This window comes from Leptolyngbya sp. 7M (assembly GCF_018128485.1).
The window spans coordinates 4,499,076-4,515,477 of the sequence record NZ_CP070897.1 but is presented as its reverse complement, the minus strand read 5'-3'; the positions used below and the strand labels follow the sequence as shown (position 1 = coordinate 4,515,477).

The window sequence follows — 16,402 nt, the reverse complement described above, 5'->3', positions numbered from 1 at the left end:
GATTGGGCTAATCTTCTAGCTAAACAGCTATAGATGGCGAACAATTGGGCAATTATTATCGGCATCAACCAGTATGAGCATCATCCAGAGCGGCAGCTCAACTATGCGGTTCCTGATGCCCAGTTGATCTACGAGTTTCTCTCGACTCAGGCTGGCTTTGCTCCAGATCAGATCCGGCTTTGTCTGGGAGAGACAGAATACCGAACCAGCCCCACCTATCCCACCTACGCTACTTTAATCAAGCTATTAAACCGCGACCTGGATCCCAGCCGCATTGGTCCGGTAGATCGGCTCTGGTTCTTCTTTGCTGGACATGGCGTTAGCCAAAATGGCCGCGACTATCTCTTGACTGCCGATAGCCTGCTGGAAGACATCGAGCTGAAGATTGCCCTGCCCATTGATGAGGTGATTGCTTCGCTGCGAAGGCACCAGACCGCCGATATTGTGCTGGTACTGGACAACTGCCGTCAGCTTCAAGGTAGTCGCACGTTGATTTCTGCTGAGGTGGGCAAACAAACGGTAGAGTTGGCTCAGAGTCGCGGCATCACCACCATCTTTGCCTGTGACTATGGCCAGTATTCCTATGAGTTAGACAGCGTTAAACAGGGTGCATTCACCTATGCCTTAGTAGAAGGGCTGAAGCACCACACGCTACCCGACCAGCTAGAGCAGTATTTGCGGCGCAGAGTTGCAGAGTTGAATCAGCGCCGTGATCAGGTGCCTCGGATTCGAGTTGAACCTGCTTCTAAAGCATTGCAGCCGTTGCTTCCGAATGCTGTGACGGCAGCGGATATCACCGTTCTCGTTAATCGGGCGACCAAAGCTGAATTGGAGGAAGACTTTGAAACGGCCAAGCAACTCTGGTGGGAAATCATTGAAGCGGCTCAATCTAGAGATCGAATCCGGGAGGCTCGATCTGCAATTGATCGTGTTGACCGGAAGATAGCTCGATTGAGAAACAATTATTCTGTAGGCACTAATCCACCTCAACCTGAGCAATCTCAGCCATTGATCGCTCCCCTACCCGCAGAACTGACAATCTCACCATTCATATCATCTAATGATGATCTCAGTTCCGAACGATTTGGAGCCAATTACTACACCAAACTACGGGATTTGTTGAAAGCAGGCAACTGGAAAAAAGCTGATCGGGAGACAGCCAATCGGATGTGTGAAGTTATAGATCGGCAAAAAGAAGGCTGGTTTCGAGAAGAAGATATCCAAATGTTTCCCTGCCAGGATCTGCTGAATATTGATCGACTTTGGGTAAAGTATAGCGATGGGAAATTTGGTTTTAGTGTACAAAAGAGAATTTATTTGGAGTGTGGTGGTAAGCCCGATGGGAAATATCCGGGGAAAGATATATGGGAAAGATTTGGTGATCGACTCGGTTGGATCAGGAATGGAAGATGGATTTATTACGAAGATGTTATTTCAAATACCTCTGCTGTGACAGGACATCTTCCGTTGTTGAGAGTATTTGATTTTGTTGTTGGGGGAAGTTGGGGACTCTTCTCTCGTATAGAAGCCTGTAAACTATAGCGATAAAAAATGCCTCTCGACTGCTACGCGGCGGCTCCTGAGACGACCTTCGTCGAGGCCCGATGTTTGCCCGCCGACGAAGCCACCGCTGGGCCCGAGCGTCCGCACCTCCGCGGCCGAGGAGATCCATTGGACTGTTCTCGTATCTCCGGGGGCGACCTCGATGGCGGATCCGGTCTGGAGGATGACGCCGAGCAGGCCCAGGTCGTATCGGCCGTAGTACAGCACCTGACGCGACTCGAATGGGCTCGACCGTACCGCTCGAGCGGCGACGACGAACCTTCCGTCGTCGTTGATGGCAAAGCCGGGGACGGTCGTGACATTGAAACCCGCAGGCAAGAACGGAGCCTGCGAGTTAAGGGCCATCAGCGGCTGGAACGGTGTTCCGACGTAAAATGCTTCGGTGATCGGCTGAAACTCGCCTGTCACCGGGTTGAGCAGGTCGCCGACGTCGGCCTTGAAGAGGACGTGCCCTTGGCGGTTGATCACGCCCAGCGCATCGAGCGGACGGACTCTCCAAACCTTGCCTGGGTAGCCCGGGGCCGGATCGAGGCCCAGAACGATCGCGGTGGTGCCGCTGCTCGTGGTGCGATACAGCGATCCTCGTTCGAACGCGAAAGTCTGGATGTTGCTGATCAGTGCGGCGTGGAGCACACCTGCGGTCTCACTGATGCCCCAAGGCGTCACGCCGACGATGTTCCAGGCGTTGGTGTAGCCGCTGGGCACCGTATTGATCAAGGACACCGCCGTCGGCGCGGATGTTGGGTTGACGGTCCATAAGCCTTGGGCGCCGGTCGAGGTCGGCGGCACAGAAGTCTGTGCCCAGAAGACGAGCGTCCCTTGCGAAGTGGCCCTGGCAAGTCTGGTATTCCCATTGGTCGTGAAGCTTGAGAACGTCCCCGGAGCGAGTCCGGGCACGACTTGAGTCTGGTACGCCAGTGGCGTGCCTGAGCCCGACGAGAACGTGTGATAGCCCTGTGGCGGGGCTGGAAACCCTCCGCTACCCTCATTGAATGCGACGACGCCGGAGTTCGTGACGGCGTAGGGGAAACTTGTGACATAGAACTGATAGTTTTGGGCGAAGTAGGTGCCGCCTAAAGGGTTCGGCGTGCCGGAGCGGAACGGTGCGGTGAGGCTGCCGGGCACGCCCGCGACGATCGCAGTCACGCCAGCGAATGTGATCGGATCCTGGAATTCACCGCGGACGGCAAAGCGATCATCCCGTGTTGAGACCAAACTGCTCGGAGCAGCGAAGTTGAACAGAAGGCCGACGCCGGGCGCGACGGTCGACGATCGAAGCACGTCCTCGAAGAGCCCAGGCTGGACGCGCGCGATGACCGAGGTCGACCCGGAATCGGAGACATGGATACCGATGCGGCCTTGGTTGTCCACGACGGGATAGTCAAACAAGTTGGTCAGCGTTCGTCCGGCCGAGGTCGGATCACCCGTCTTAAGTACTACTTCTGCCGGCACTTGTGCCACGGCAGGGATCGCAAGCCCAGCAGCGGCAACGCACGCGACAACGTTTCGATCAACCACAGAAGCATCCTCCTGAGTTCGCTCGTGGCACGAGTTGACTTCATGATGCGAAGACGGCGACCGCACCCGAAGCAAAAATCCGAGAAATCGTCTGAAGATCGCGCATAGACCGATAACCTCTTCGCCCTCGAGGAGATCATTTCGATCTGCCACCAGAATGCGCGGAGGACCAAGGAAGGAAATGCTGCTCGGGCGGATGCCCTCGATCGACCCCAAGGCACACACGCAGCACGCGAAGCTGCGTGCTGTAATACGCACTGTCGCCCCGGTTCCTGCAAGCGTAGCCGCGATCCAGTTGTCCCGTTCCTGGCCACGAGCGGCCGATGCTGCATGCCGATGCCGCAGACGATCACGAAAGGGCGGCATCGATCGGCGCACCCGAGGAATCGAAGCGGATTCCGAGAGCGTTGCTGACACTCCGCGCCGCCTGAAGGCTCACGCCTCGTGCACGCCGAGCGTCAGCAGCTGCACGCGCGAGAGAGATAAGATCGGCTTCGGGTGGGCGAATCGAACGTTCTCGTCACGATCTGCGGAATCGGCGGCCCGCTCAGGCCGGCTTCCAGAGCGAACTTGCGATCGCCGCCAGGGAACTTCCTGCCAGAAAAGGGGTACAGCAATCAATCCAGCAACGAACTGGATGCCGCTAAAAATGGCCAGAGACCAACCAAAACCCAGATTAAGGAGTTCACCAAATATGAAACTGCCAATCCCGAAGCCAGTGAAGAGGGTAAAGACTTTAAGCCCCATGGTTTGCCCCAGATTATTGTCGTCGCCCAAGTCCGTCACGATGCCAACAAACAGCGGTTGGGTTAAGTCATACCCCAGCGATAACACCAGAATGGCGATTGTGGTTCCCGTGGGTGGAATTTCAAAAATCATGGCAATGCCCGCCAAAGCAGCCATTACTAATCCAGCGGGAACCAACCAACGTCGTCCCCAGAAATCGACCGCTTTGCCGATAGGCGCGCTGAACAAAAGCCCAGGAATGCCGTAACCCAGGATGGTTAAGCCAATATTGAAGGCATTCATATCGTAGCGTTGTGACAGATACAATCCCAGCCAGGTATAAACACCGGAATGATAGATGCCATTCCATAACACATAAGCATAGGTACGCTGCCCCCGAAATGTTCGTAAAACCTCGCTATAGCCTCGAAACACTTGGCGAATCGTCGGCAGCGTTGCTGCTTTAGCAGTATCGAACAAGGCACCATAGCGGCGTAGCCGCCAGAGAACCAGTCCGGCCATCACAGCAGTTCCCATGAACAACATTCGCCACCCTACGAAAGGCTCCAGAATTGCGCCGCCAGCGGAACCGGCAGCCATCCCTCCTTCCATGGCCGCAAAAACCAGCCCTAATTTACTTCCCCGCTGCGTGAAAGGAAACAAATCACCAATGAGTGCAAAAGTCAGGGGAATCACACCACTGGCACCAATCCCCGTCAGCAGCCGCCATATTGCCAATTGAGATGCCGTTTGGGCGGTTGCGGTCAATCCTGTGCAAATCACAAAAATGAGCAGGGAAATTCGGATGATCGCCCAGCGACCAAAGCGGTCGGATAGGATCCCATAGAACAACGCCATCAGGGCATAGGCCAGCATGTAGATCGGAACGATAAAGCCAATCTTCTGAACGGGAACATTGAACAGGTCTGCTAAGCGAGGAATTAATGGAGCAATCATGTAGCCTTGCAGAAAAATCAGTCCAGCGGCAATCGCTAAAAGTCGAAAAAGATCTCTGTGCTGCCTTAATCGAAGCTCGCGATTCGCAGGTTCGATATGAGCTGGATGATCGAGACGATTTTTCCCAGGTGACATAATGTTCAAGAGGTGTTGTCGATATTGTTGATTGAATTGTTTGACTGAAATGATCGCCAGTTCAGCTTCACCAAAGAGCGGTATTATCAAATATTGGTTAATGGATTAGAAAAACTTTTTGTGCTTGTTTTTAGAGTTTTTAACAAGACCTGGCCCATATGCTAAGTGCTCACCAGTTCCGTCGAGTCTCCCTTAGGGAAGATTTTCAGTCACCATCCTTGCCAGGAGGATAGAGTATTTCATCCTTGATGAGGGCAGAAATGATGACATTTTCTCAGTCAAATTTCATCTCTTAAAATCTCTTAAAATACAGCTTCTCAAGAACAGGGAACTTCTTGTTCCCTATCCTGGTATCGCCCCACTTTTTCACCAAAGCATGGGGTTATATGATGCTATTGGTGTCATTCCTAACGAGGGCTGCTGCTGCCCAAGGGTGGCCGCTAATAATCACGGTTGTATTCATTTGTGTATTTTTAAGTTTCAGGCAGAGCATCCATTGGTGCTTCAAATTAGTCAGCGGCGCACTGCAATAGATTTTAGTCTTACGCTGCTCAAATTGAGCTTGATTCTGACATGGCAGGACGGGTATCGCACCGCTCCAATTGTTTATCATTCTGCTCAATGCGCAAGGGCAAACAGGACATAGGTTGGTCTAATATTTGAGTTGAGGCAACTTGATGTCTGATTCATGCCCGGAGTGAGGCAGGAAGTTGGCTCAGTTCCAGCGTTTTACTGAAGTAGGCTTGTAAATATTGACTAGCTTGTGGAGTGATAAATTCAATTTGCCCAGAAACTCCACAAATTCCGAACCTGAAATGCTGAAGAAGGGCACTCCAGCTTCGCCCGCTACTGCTCGCGCCAGCAGAGTTTTACCAGTACCCGGCGGACCTACCAGCAGCACACCTCTAGGAATTCTGGCTCCAATCTGAGTGAAACGCTGCGGATTTTTCAAAAAGTCAACGATTTCGATCAGCTCGGTCTTGGCTTCTTCCACGCCAGCCACATCCGCAAAGGTGACCCGGCCCGAATCGCTTTCAACATAGACTTTAGCCTTACTTTTCCCAATCGATAGAGCGCCCTGCGGGCCACCACCCCGATTAATGAAAAACTGCCAGATCGCCACAAAAATCAGCGGCGGAATCACCCAGCCCAGAACATTGGTAAACCAGCCGTTTTTGGGAGGTGGGGCCGCGGCAAACTCGACACCATTCGCCTCAAGCAGCTTGGGCAGCTCCAGGTCAAAAATTGGCGTCGTGGACAGCACCTGTCCAGGCTGATCGGCTTCGGCCTTGAGCTGGTAGCGAATTTCGTTCTGCCCTACCGAGACTCGCGCCACTTCCTGATCCTGCACCTGGTGAATAAACAGACTGTAGGGCACCCGCGGAATTGGCGGACCAAATAGATTGGGCAAAAACAAATTAACGAGTAAAAACAGCCCAGAAATCAGCAGCAGAATATTGCCAATCTGCCGCGAACGAGGGGGCTGAGGTTGGTCTTTAATTGCCATAAATCTCAACGCGATTTTCTAAACGTCGTTTGGGCGTAGCAAAGACTAATCGGACACTCCAAGCGTTCTATGAGTGTTCAGTTTCGGGATTTCAGGTTTGCATCGAACCTATCAACTCAATTTTCAAGACTTGAATATTTCCGATCTTCACATTGCAATGGCGCAGCGCTCGCCAGTTCCAGTTGGTTAACTTCTTTGCAAAGCTACACACTAATTTTAAGTTGTTGACTCGCATCCCAGACTGGACTTCTGGTAGAGTTCCGGCGAGATTCTACGCCAGTCGAGATAGGGATAGCCGACTAGCATCTGTCTCCTACTCTCACGCCGTCTCCATCCACTCAAACACCTGGTTTAACTGCTGAAGATTAATCAATCCGTATTGCCACAGGATAATTGGCAGCCAGTTTGTCTCCGACTCTGGATGGCGTAAGGCTAGGGCAATGGCCGAAGACGGAATCGCCAACTCCTCTTGCAAAAAGGTAATCAATCGGGCCTGAGTAGCGGGATTAGAAGTCATCGCACAACTCCCATTAACAAATGTAACATTTATGTTAAGTTTTATGAAATAAATTCAGAATTGTTGAAGCTAATTATAGCGAGATTTGCTTTAGATGGAACATGGATCCTGAGAAAGAATTGAGCGAATTTAACGGTCGTAATCAGCTGGCTTGAGCAGGATTTGACCATCATTAAACCGGAAATAAATAAGCTGAAGATAAGAAGCAGTCTGGCTGCCATTTTCTCCAACTCAAATGAGAACAATCTGAGAAGCCGCTGGATATTCATTTAATTCTGCGGAAACTCCGCTATACTCTACTGTCGTTTCGTTGATCTGGTTTCTTGCCGTTTCGGGCGGACCTCAGCCATGACAAGCCTATCGAGCAAAATCGAGGCGATTCTCTACCTCAAAGCCCAGCCCCTGCCGATTGCCAAAATTGCCGAATATGCCGGCTGTGAGCGAGCAGAAGCAGAAGCAGGGCTGCTAGAGCTAATGGCCGATTATGCCCACCGCGACGGTGCCCTAGAGGTGGTAGAAACTCCGAACGGCTACTGCCTTCAGCTCCGCGAAGCCTTCCATGATTTGATCCAGCGGCTGATTCCGGTCGATTTGGGAGTGGGTGCCCTGCGGACGCTGGCTGCGATTGCCCTCAAGGGGTCGATTAGTCAAACCAAGTTAGTGGAATTACGCGGCTCCGGTGCCTATCAGCATGTGCAGGAGCTGGTCGGCCTGGGATTTGTCAAGAAACGCAGACAGGCCGATGGCCGCTCCTATTGGCTGCAAGTCACCGAAAAGTTTTATCAGTATTTCCAGGTTGAACAACTGCCCCAACCCACAGCCACATGCCGAGATGCAGACCGATCCTTTCATTAGCTACCCGGAATCACCCGCTGCCACCGAAGCCAAACCACAGGAGCCGCAATAGAGGCTTGAACCTAGAATAGGGAGAGTAGCATCCAACTCAGAACCACTAATCCAGGAATTAGTCAGGAGATGAATCGGTGTTTGCAGTCACCACAGAGCAGCGGCAATACAAAACCTATATCTTGACCGATCAAAGCAGCTCGGCCTGCTTAGAAGTAGTGCCAGAACGGGGAGGCATTATTACCCGCTGGCAGGTGCAGCATCAGGAGTTGCTTTACCTGGATGCTGAGCGGTTCAGCCACCCAGAACAGACAGTCCGAGGCGGAGTACCGATCCTGTTTCCAATCTGCGGCAACCTACCCAACAATCTCTACACCTACGGCGGTCAGCAATACAGCCTAAAGCAGCATGGATTTGCGCGCGATTTGCCCTGGCAAGTGATTGATCAGGCTAGTCAGGATGCAGCTAGCATTACTCTGCAACTCACCAGCAATGAGCAGACACGACAGAGTTACCCATTTGATTTTCAGCTCAACTTTACCTATCAGCTACAGGGGCATTCGCTAATCCTGCAACAGCGTCACACCAATCGGTCCGACCAGCCAATGCCGTTTTCAACCGGGCTGCATCCCTACTTCCTGGTAGGCGATAAAACTCAGCTTCAATTTGAAATCCCAGCCGTGCAGTTCCAGGATCAGCAAACCCAAACGCTGCATCCGTTTACAGGCAACTTTGATTTTGACCAAGATGAAATTGATGTGGCCTTTCGCCAACTGGGTCAGCAATCGACGCGGGTCACAGACCACCAGCGGCAGTTCCGCCTCACGCTCGACTATGATGCCACCTACTCGACACTGGTGTTTTGGACAATCAACGGCAAAGACTACTACTGCCTAGAACCTTGGAGTGGGCCACGCAACGCTTTGAATACGGGAGAGAATTTGGTCCAGCTAGAAGCGGGTGCTACGTTAGAAACCAGAGTGCGGCTGAACGTAGAATTCTTGAAATAGCTGCTTCTGCCTGACGGTTGCCCAGTTATTGGGTAGGGTGGGTACTTCGTTCACTACACAAGCCGGATAGTTCTGCTCTGTACACAGATTAGTCGGCTGCCCTTCTGCTGCCCTTCTACTGCACGGTTTAGGAATGCGGTTCCCAGACATAATATTTTCTCAAGCACTTCTCCAAATGCTGGACCTGGTTTTGATATCTGAGGGTGGGTAGCAACGGTAAATGCTTTAAGGCCCAGCAGTGAATTTGAGTTTGAATTATGTTCATATGCACAGAAGGTAATTTCGATACGGGGGCAAATCTTCCTATATTCAGCTTGGCGAATCTCGATAAATTTCACTAGTTCCCAAGGTAGGGATAGTATGCAGATTTTGTAAATTTCGCTACGGTTTACGGTACACACTGTCCATTGTTCCCGACCAACCCTGGGAGGCGACAATTGTCAAGTTTGTGGGAACACAAGTTCCAAGGTTTATCCCTGCCAGATGCCAAAAGAATTGATTATATTTAGGAAGTCTGGAAGTCTGGGAGCCAAAAATAGCTATCCCTCGACAGCAGATTGATTTGACTAGGAGGCTCACGTTGTCCTTTTCTACTGACGATTTTGCCAAAGCGCTTGAACAACACGATTACCAGTTTCAAAAGGGCCAGGTGGTTCGAGGCAAGGTGGCGAGCTACGAATCTGACGGTATTTATGTAGATATTGGTGGCAAAGCTGCGGCATTTCTGCCAATAGAAGAAGCGTCTTTGGGACGGGTTGTGAATCTAGCAGAAGTTTTGCCCCTCGGTGAAGAGCGTGATTTCATGATCATCCGTGAGCAAGATGCAGACGGACAGGTAACGCTTTCACTGCGACAGTTACAGATGAAGCAAGTCTGGCAGAATTTGGCTCTGCTGCAAGAAGAAAAACAAAGCGTTCAGGCCAGAGTCAGTGGAGTCAATAAAGGTGGTGTCACGGTTGACGTGCAGGGTATTCGGGGATTTATTCCCCGCTCCCATTTGGTCGAACGGGATAGCCTGGAGGCTTTCCCTGCTGGGTCAGGAAAAAAGCGGTCAGGTGCTGCTAATTTCGGCACTTGGCAATGGAGCCAACATTTTGCTTGACTATTTCTTTGTAGTGCGCTGGGGCTGGAACAGTGCCGGAGCTGGTTGGGCAATCACCATAAGCCAATACCTAATGGCGCTGTTGGGGTTGGTTCTATGCGCTCGCCAAACCTCCTGGCTGGAAATTCAGGCAATCCAGTCAAAGCTGTGGGATACTGCCGCATTCCAAAGCACTCTGACGCTGAACGGCAATATTTTTATTCGCACCCTGGCGTTTCTATCGACCTTTTCGGTGTTCACAAATTTCAGTTCCGCAATTGGAGCCATCCTGTTGGCAGAGAACGCCCTGCTGTTGCAGGTGTTCAGCTTCGCAGTGTACTTGATTGATGGCCTCGCTTTTGCGACAGAAAGTCTCACTGGTGTACTGCATGGGCAAGGCAACAAAAAACCGCTGCTGGGCTTGATTGGTCTATCGGGTGGCAGCAGTCTGGTGATTGGCGTCACATTTGCGCTGCTGTTTGTGCTGTTTCCGATGCCCTTATTTGCCCTCTTGACCAACCATACTGAAGTGCTGGCCCAAATCGGGCGTTACGTGTTTTGGCTGATTCCCGTGCTGGGCTTCGGCTCGATTGCCTTTATGCTAGACGGCTATTTCTTGGGTTTGGCAGAAGGGGCAACATTGCGCAACGCCGCCCTGTTTGCCACTCTCTTTGGTTTTGTGCCATTGGTAGTTTGGGCTTGGCAACTGCAAAGCAACGATTTACTCTGGCTTGCCCTCTCTGTCTTCATGGCAGCGCGAGTGGTCTTTTTGGGCAGTCAGGTGCTGAGAACAATTCAATAACACCAATCTCAAGAACACCAATCGGCTAATCTGCCGGTAGATGGGTTGAGAATACGTAAATGCGTTGAGTTTGCAAATTCTGACAAACCGTTGAGGGGTTGATCATATCAGGCGCAAAGGCTTGGTGATGTTCTAAACCATCCGGAGTACGAGCCAGTCGGAAAATTTGTCGATCGAGCTGCACCTGCAAATTGGTCAGCGGATCCTCTCCCGTTGCGATCAGAAATTCGAGTTGCTGCACTGACGGCCAAGCGGCTAAGCTATCCAAAATTTCGGCGATAGCTCGGACATAGGGATGACTCGGCTGGCGATACCACTCTGGTGTAGCCAATTCAGATTGATCAAACCCCAAATGAAAAGTGAGACTCGATTGTCCAAACAGAGCTGAGGCAAGCGATCGTGCTTCTTCTTGCAGTAAGAAATCGTGCGTTTTAGCCAAGTGACGGATTTTTTCTAACCGTTCATAGCGTTCTGTGACCGAAAGCTGCTCGTCTTGCCACTGAATAGACACAGTAATCAGAAAGGTGCGCAGCAGCAGATGACCCAGCTTCTCGGCCTTAGTCGCTAGGTAGTCAGCATTATAGGAGGTTGCTTCGATCAGCAGCGGCACTCGATCGACCATTTCCAACCCATAACCTTTAAGGCCGGCAATCTTGCGAGGGTTGTTGGTAATTAAGCAAAACTTTTGCACCCCCAAATCATTGAGAATCTGAGCACCGACGCCATAGTTCCGCTGATCCGCCGGAAAGCCCAAGCGTTCGTTCGCCTCTACCGTATCCAGACCCATGTCCTGCAGCGAATAGGCTTTGAGTTTATTGATTAGCCCAATCCCCCGCCCTTCCTGCCGCAGGTAAACGACTACCCCCTGTCCCGCATTCTCGATCATCTTCAGGGCTGCCTGAAGCTGCATGCGGCAGTCGCAGCGCAACGAGCCGAGAGCGTCCCCGGTCAAACATTCAGAATGTACCCGCACCATCACGCTTCTGTTCTTGAAGGTAGCCGGATCGCCTTTGACAATCGCAATATGCTCAGAATTATCTAGCAGGTTGCGATAGCCGTAAACTTGAAAATGTCCGAACTGGGTCGGCAAATTGGCAATGGCCTCGCGCTGTACAAATCGCTCATGCTGCAACCGATAGCTAATTAAGTCGGCGATGCTAATCAGCTTCAGCTCATGGCGCTTAGCGTACTCGATCATCGTAGCCCAAAAGCAAATGCTGTTCCCAACGGTAGGCGGCGTTGTCGTCGGCTTGTTCCACTAACTTGCGGCTGGCTTGCCCAATTAGCGGGGTTTTGACAATTCCGGCATCCACCGCTTCCCCCAGGGGCGTATCGCAGACAATATGTTTGAACAGTAGTCCTTTGTTGTCTTTGGGTGTGGCAGAGAAATCCAGTGGTGCTACCAATTTGTAACCGCTGCAAGACAGGATGGTTTCGTGCAGGGTGCGGATGGCTTCGTTCCAGGCAGAGCCAGAGTCCCAAACATGGTGGGCTTCGTCATTGAGTACCATCACCCGACGGTGGGCGGTGATTCTGTCTCGCAGAGCAGCCCCGGTATCGAGGGCTTTGGTTTTGGATACTACTGGACCCATCCAGGCGTAGGAATCCTCTTCAGCTTGCTTTTTACGTTTGGCGGTATCGTAGAGGCGAATATTGGTGAGGTAGAGCGTCCCACCCGTAGCGGCTCCGCTGGCTTCGTCTTGCAGCACCACCGATAGATTCCAGTCGCCGCGCCATTCGGGGGGATTAGCGGGTCTTCGTCAAACACACGCCCGTTGCCAAAGTCGTCTTTGAGGCGTTCGTAGACGGTGAGGTTGGGAGCGATCACGACAAAATGCCGTGCCATTTCTGAATGAGATTCTCGCAGGGCGTGGAAGTAGCTCCAGACGATGCAGAGGCTCATGACTTTGGTTTTGCCTGCCCCGGTTGCCAGTTTGAAGGCGTAGCGGCTCCAGGCATCTTCATCTTCGGTGATGCCTAATGCCTGTACTTCCGCATTCACGCCGCCAAACTCGGCAATGATTTGCGACAGACACTCAATCCGCCGCACTTCCTTGAGGTAAACCAGGGTTTCGACGGCTTCTCGCTGACAGAAGTAGTAGCGAAACTCAAATTCTTCACCATCGGGGGTGATTTTGCGATGGGCGCGGTTAAACCAGTGATTCAGCAGTTGAATCGTGGTGTCGCTGGCTCCGATGTAGAAGGCTTCTCGCCACTCTCGCACTGCTGCCCGTAGGTTATTCACCACCTCGATCGGGGATGCCCGTCGTCCCTGTTTCACCACAGCGGGGTCGCCAGATTTTTCAGCTCGGACGCGATGGGCGTTGGGTTCCTGCCAGGGGGCAAACTGGGGTTCAAGAACGGTGGGGTTGAGGCTGGAGGAGGTCATGGGTGGGGTCTGTGAGGTTACAGCGAAAGATGCTGTCGAATGGTTTGACGAATGGCAGCACAATCTTGAAAGGCTTGATTGGCTATAGTCTAATTAGCCGACACACCTGGATAGCGAAACTCAACGGCATAGGTTGTCAGAGCGTCGAGAACCGGACGCAGGGATGCCCATGCTGGCTGAACAGGCAAGAATAAATCCAATAGTGCGCTCAGATCGTGAGTTTTAGTAAATGCAATATTTTCTTCTTGCAGGCAAGCCTTTAAATATTTTTCAATACATTGCTGAGCGTGAAAGCACACAGCATCATAGTTGGGTGTTTGCTGCACCTGAAGCTCTCGCTGAGCAGTGGCAAAATCACCTTCTGCTTTATTGACCCACTCTTGCGTGATTGGCTTCATAAAGAACACGACCATTTTTCATGATGTCTTGAATAAAAAAGTCGCCCATTTCCATGCGTTGCTGAATTTGTTGAGGAGTTCTCGCCATCAGATCAAGCGGAAAGGGAGCTTTGATTTGTTGACGAATGGCGATCGCCTTTTGCACTGGCATTTCTTCAAAGGGCAGGATCACCAATAAATCCACGTCTGAGTCTTCAGTGGGTTGCCCATAGGCGTAAGAGCCAAACAAAATAATGCGTTCTGGCTGAAATTTTTCAGCAATTTGTTGGCTAAAAGCCTGAATTTGGCTGATGGAAATCATGCTGCATCTCCTTTTCAGGATTCTCTATGATGTTCAATTTCAGCAAAAATATCGTCTAACGAAATTTTTTGTAGGCGTTGCTGACGTTCAGCCGTGTAGTCACCTTGCCCTGGTTCAAACTGCCGCAAGAAACGGATCATGCCATCGAAACCGAGGGCATCCATCACGGGCTGCTTACGACGTTCTCTAATGCATACTTAGATTGAGTACTGAATCGATCCATCCCCTAAGCTGCCCCTGAATAGACTCCACCTGGCTCTGTTGGGGCAACAGATTGACGCCGCTCGGTTGGATTCATCTGTCGTTCTAAATAGCTGAAAACTTGCGAAGAAAGTAGCGTCAGAGCCAGGTAAATCACAGCGACTAAGGCATAGAGTTCAAACGGACGATAGTTGGCGGCCACGATGAGCTGTCCTTGTTGGAACAATTCTTCAAACCCAATTACAGCTACGAGACTTGTGTCTTTCAGAAGCGAGATAAACACATTTCCAAGCGGTGGCAGCATGCGGCGAATTGCTTGCGGAAAAATGACATAACGCATTGTTTGAGTTTCACCCAATCCCAGCGAATGTGCGGCTTCGGTTTGTCCAATATCAATAGATTGAATTCCACCGCGAACGATCTCAGCCACATAGGCGGCACAGTTGAGACTCAAGGCGGCGACAGCTGCTACAAAGCGATTCAGCGAAAATTCGACCCCGAGCTGCTGCATGATGGCAGGAATGCCGAAGTAAACCATAAAGATCTGCACCAGTAACGGCGTGCCGCGAAAGAACTCAATATAAGCCCTCGCCGCCCAGCGCAGCAGAGGTACTTTTGATAACCGAGCAATGCCCAACAGCGAACCGCCAATCAGTCCCAAAACTGCCGACAATGCTGTTAATTGCAATGTAATCAATGCACCCCACATCAATAGCGGTAGCGCACTTTGAATGACACTCAGTGACTCAACTCGATTAGCCGTAGCCTGCTCAATTCCCGGCGCAGTAGCCGGAAGCTCTGGTGGTTCCGCATTAAACCATTTCTGGTAGAGCTGTCTGTAGGTACCGTTCTCCAGAATGGTCGTGAATCCGCGATTAATTAGCTCTAGGTTCGGTGAATTTAGCGGTGTAGGAATCCCGTAAAACTCCTCGGTCAGCAATTGGCTATTCACTCGAATTCCTGCTAGATTGCCGGTTTTGATGGCGTATAGCATCACGGGCGCATCGTTCACAGCGGCATCGACGTTACCATTCTGTAGCTCCTGCAAAGTTAAAACCGCGGTATTAAAGGTGCGCACTTCGACATCCGGAATCGCTTCAACAGCCTTAGCGCCAGTCGTGCCAATTTGTACTGCAACTCGTTTGCCTCGCAGGTCGTCTAGCGAATCTATGCCCCTACTGCCGCATCAACCGTGCCCGCTTGCAGAGCCGGAATCATGCCGTCAAAAGCAATGCTCTGAAATTCGACCTGAAAATCTGCGGCTTCGCCAATCGCCCGAATAATATCAATATCAAATCCCTGGAGTTCCCCATTCGGGGCTTTGAATTCAAACGGAGCGTAAACTGGCTCAACGGCTACCGTCAATGTTCTTGGCTGCGCTCTCGCTTTTGAGCAGGTCGAGAAAAGCTTTGGTCCGCTAAAAGTGCTCAAAGGTATCACAGGTCAAGTTAATCAGGGAGAGGTATTAGCGGTAATTGGCTCGTCGGGCTGTGGCAAAAGTATATTGCTACGATGCCTGAATCACTTAGAAGCGATTGATCGCGGCCAAATTGTGATTGACGGTATGGATCTATCTCGTCTAAATTTGAGCCAGCGCCAGTTACGCCAGCTTCGCTCTAATGTGGGTATGGTATTCCAACAGTTCAATCTGTTTCCACACCTGACTGTATTGGACAACTTAACGCTAGCACCTGAGAAAGTATTAGCACTCTCACCAGCCGAAAGTAAGGATCGAGCGCACTACTATTTAGAACAAGTCGGATTAATTGAAAAGGCCAAAGCTTACCCTGATCACCTTTCAGGCGGCCAAAAACAACGGGTTGCCATTGCTCGTGCCCTCTGTATGCAGCCCAAAGTTATGTTGTTTGACGAGCCAACTAGCGCTCTTGACCCAGAACTGGTCGGTGAAGTGCTTGAAGTGATGCAGCAGCTAGGTTATGTAGTGGAAGCAGGACCAGCACGGGAAGTGCTGACGAATCCTCAAAGTGAGCGACTGGGGCTATTTCTCAATCGAATCAGACAACTGATCGCCGTATTCGTCAATTTTGGGACGCTGGGGTACATTCACCACGTCTTCTAGCATCAGCGGATGCAGGTCAAATACTTCACCAATTCGCCGCAGCACATCCTCGTTGCCCAACCCCTGCACATCCACCCAGGAAACCGAGACCGAATCGAGGTAGGGAGTGCAATCCTCCGGCTGATCGATCTTGACCCGAACTGCTTTGTTGGCATCATAGTCGATCAAGAAAATTACCGGCGGCGAGGCATCCGCTTCAATGCTGAGGGTGCCAGGAATACTGCCCGGTTCATCCGAGAAATACTCGAAGTATTCGTCTTCCTCTTCGGGTTCGGTGTTGATGAACGGCAATTTTTGCAGAGACAGTCCAGCCAGGGGCGTATCCCCATTCGGAACAGTACGGGAAGGTCGGTTGGTCATGGCTTGACTCG

19 protein-coding genes are annotated in these 16,402 nt (G+C 51.4%); 6 read left to right on the top strand and 13 right to left on the bottom strand.

What is annotated here, in order from left to right; genetic code table 11:
* Window positions 1-33 precede the first annotated feature (33 nt).
* Window positions 34-1,542, top strand: a complete 1,509-nt coding sequence (locus JVX88_RS23140) for a GUN4 domain-containing protein (RefSeq protein WP_211620610.1) — start codon at window positions 34-36, stop codon at window positions 1,540-1,542.
* Here JVX88_RS23140 and JVX88_RS23135 read toward each other — a convergent pair.
* The 4 genes from JVX88_RS23135 to JVX88_RS23120 form a co-directional block, all read right to left on the bottom strand.
* The gene (locus tag JVX88_RS23135; protein WP_211620608.1) at window positions 1,537-3,297 is read right to left on the bottom strand and encodes a hypothetical protein; all 1,761 of its coding nucleotides are present in this window, start codon (window positions 3,295-3,297) and stop codon (window positions 1,537-1,539) included. The two genes, JVX88_RS23140 and JVX88_RS23135, sit on opposite strands and share 6 nt — an antisense overlap.
* Before the next feature lie 219 nt (window positions 3,298-3,516).
* Window positions 3,517-4,899 carry an MFS transporter gene (locus JVX88_RS23130; RefSeq protein ID WP_211620606.1) on the bottom strand — a complete coding sequence of 461 codons (1,383 nt, stop codon included), beginning with the start codon at window positions 4,897-4,899 and terminating at the stop codon, window positions 3,517-3,519.
* Window positions 4,900-5,614: 715 nt separating this feature from the next.
* Complete coding sequence (locus JVX88_RS23125; protein WP_211620604.1) at window positions 5,615-6,406, bottom strand: ATP-dependent metallopeptidase FtsH/Yme1/Tma family protein; 792 nt, start codon at window positions 6,404-6,406, stop codon at window positions 5,615-5,617.
* A gap of 319 nt (window positions 6,407-6,725) precedes the next feature.
* Window positions 6,726-6,923: a DUF2949 domain-containing protein gene (locus JVX88_RS23120; RefSeq protein ID WP_035996516.1), complete on the bottom strand. Its 198-nt coding sequence runs from the start codon at window positions 6,921-6,923 to the stop codon at window positions 6,726-6,728.
* Window positions 6,924-7,271: 348 nt separating this feature from the next.
* Between JVX88_RS23120 and scpB the strand changes: the two genes are divergently transcribed.
* The 4 genes from scpB (at window position 7,272) to JVX88_RS23100 (ending at window position 10,662) form a co-directional block, all read left to right on the top strand.
* Complete coding sequence (scpB, locus tag JVX88_RS23115) at window positions 7,272-7,778, top strand: SMC-Scp complex subunit ScpB (protein ID WP_211620602.1); 507 nt, start codon at window positions 7,272-7,274, stop codon at window positions 7,776-7,778.
* A 128-nt stretch (window positions 7,779-7,906) separates the two neighbouring features.
* On the top strand, window positions 7,907-8,779 hold the full coding sequence (locus tag JVX88_RS23110; protein ID WP_211620600.1) for an aldose epimerase: 873 nt from the start codon (window positions 7,907-7,909) through the stop codon (window positions 8,777-8,779).
* Window positions 8,780-9,359: 580 nt separating this feature from the next.
* Window positions 9,360-9,881, top strand: a complete 522-nt coding sequence (locus tag JVX88_RS23105) for a S1 RNA-binding domain-containing protein (RefSeq protein WP_211620598.1) — start codon at window positions 9,360-9,362, stop codon at window positions 9,879-9,881.
* Window positions 9,835-10,662 (top strand): MATE family efflux transporter, encoded by an 828-nt coding sequence (locus tag JVX88_RS23100; protein ID WP_211620597.1) that lies wholly within the window; start codon window positions 9,835-9,837, stop codon window positions 10,660-10,662. The genes JVX88_RS23105 and JVX88_RS23100 overlap by 47 nt, the downstream gene beginning before the upstream one ends.
* A gap of 25 nt (window positions 10,663-10,687) precedes the next feature.
* Here the strand turns inward: JVX88_RS23100 and ribA are convergent, their stop codons facing one another.
* The 8 genes from ribA to JVX88_RS44315 all read right to left on the bottom strand — a co-directional run bounded on the left by ribA (window position 10,688) and on the right by JVX88_RS44315 (window position 15,316).
* Window positions 10,688-11,860 (bottom strand): GTP cyclohydrolase II, encoded by a 1,173-nt coding sequence (gene ribA / locus JVX88_RS23095; RefSeq protein WP_211620595.1) that lies wholly within the window; start codon window positions 11,858-11,860, stop codon window positions 10,688-10,690.
* Complete coding sequence (locus JVX88_RS23090) at window positions 11,844-12,254, bottom strand: hypothetical protein (RefSeq protein ID WP_211620593.1); 411 nt, start codon at window positions 12,252-12,254, stop codon at window positions 11,844-11,846. Before JVX88_RS23090 ends, ribA begins: the two co-directional genes overlap by 17 nt.
* A complete protein-coding gene (locus JVX88_RS23085; RefSeq protein WP_211620591.1) occupies window positions 12,242-13,051 on the bottom strand; it encodes a DEAD/DEAH box helicase family protein in 810 nt (269 codons plus the stop codon). The genes JVX88_RS23090 and JVX88_RS23085 overlap by 13 nt, the downstream gene beginning before the upstream one ends.
* A gap of 89 nt (window positions 13,052-13,140) precedes the next feature.
* Window positions 13,141-13,449 carry a HEPN domain-containing protein gene (locus JVX88_RS23080; protein ID WP_211620590.1) on the bottom strand — a complete coding sequence of 103 codons (309 nt, stop codon included), beginning with the start codon at window positions 13,447-13,449 and terminating at the stop codon, window positions 13,141-13,143.
* The gene (locus JVX88_RS23075; protein ID WP_211620588.1) at window positions 13,418-13,750 is read right to left on the bottom strand and encodes a nucleotidyltransferase domain-containing protein; all 333 of its coding nucleotides are present in this window, start codon (window positions 13,748-13,750) and stop codon (window positions 13,418-13,420) included. The genes JVX88_RS23080 and JVX88_RS23075 overlap by 32 nt, the downstream gene beginning before the upstream one ends.
* A gap of 14 nt (window positions 13,751-13,764) precedes the next feature.
* Window positions 13,765-13,914, bottom strand: coding sequence for a hypothetical protein (locus JVX88_RS23070; RefSeq protein ID WP_211620586.1), 150 nt, complete (start codon window positions 13,912-13,914; stop codon window positions 13,765-13,767).
* Window positions 13,915-13,976: 62 nt separating this feature from the next.
* Entirely contained in the window at window positions 13,977-15,029 is a 1,053-nt protein-coding gene (locus JVX88_RS44320) for an ABC transporter substrate-binding protein/permease (RefSeq protein WP_410503726.1), read from the bottom strand.
* Window positions 15,030-15,118: 89 nt separating this feature from the next.
* Window positions 15,119-15,316, bottom strand: a complete 198-nt coding sequence (locus JVX88_RS44315) for a transporter substrate-binding domain-containing protein (protein WP_410503725.1) — start codon at window positions 15,314-15,316, stop codon at window positions 15,119-15,121.
* A 58-nt stretch (window positions 15,317-15,374) separates the two neighbouring features.
* On the opposite strand from JVX88_RS44315, the gene JVX88_RS23060 reads away from it, so the two are divergent.
* Complete coding sequence (locus JVX88_RS23060; protein ID WP_211620584.1) at window positions 15,375-16,031, top strand: amino acid ABC transporter ATP-binding protein; 657 nt, start codon at window positions 15,375-15,377, stop codon at window positions 16,029-16,031.
* Here JVX88_RS23060 and JVX88_RS23055 read toward each other — a convergent pair.
* Window positions 15,951-16,391: a hypothetical protein gene (locus tag JVX88_RS23055; protein WP_211620582.1), complete on the bottom strand. Its 441-nt coding sequence runs from the start codon at window positions 16,389-16,391 to the stop codon at window positions 15,951-15,953. The genes JVX88_RS23060 and JVX88_RS23055 overlap by 81 nt on opposite strands.
* Window positions 16,392-16,402 lie beyond the last annotated feature (11 nt).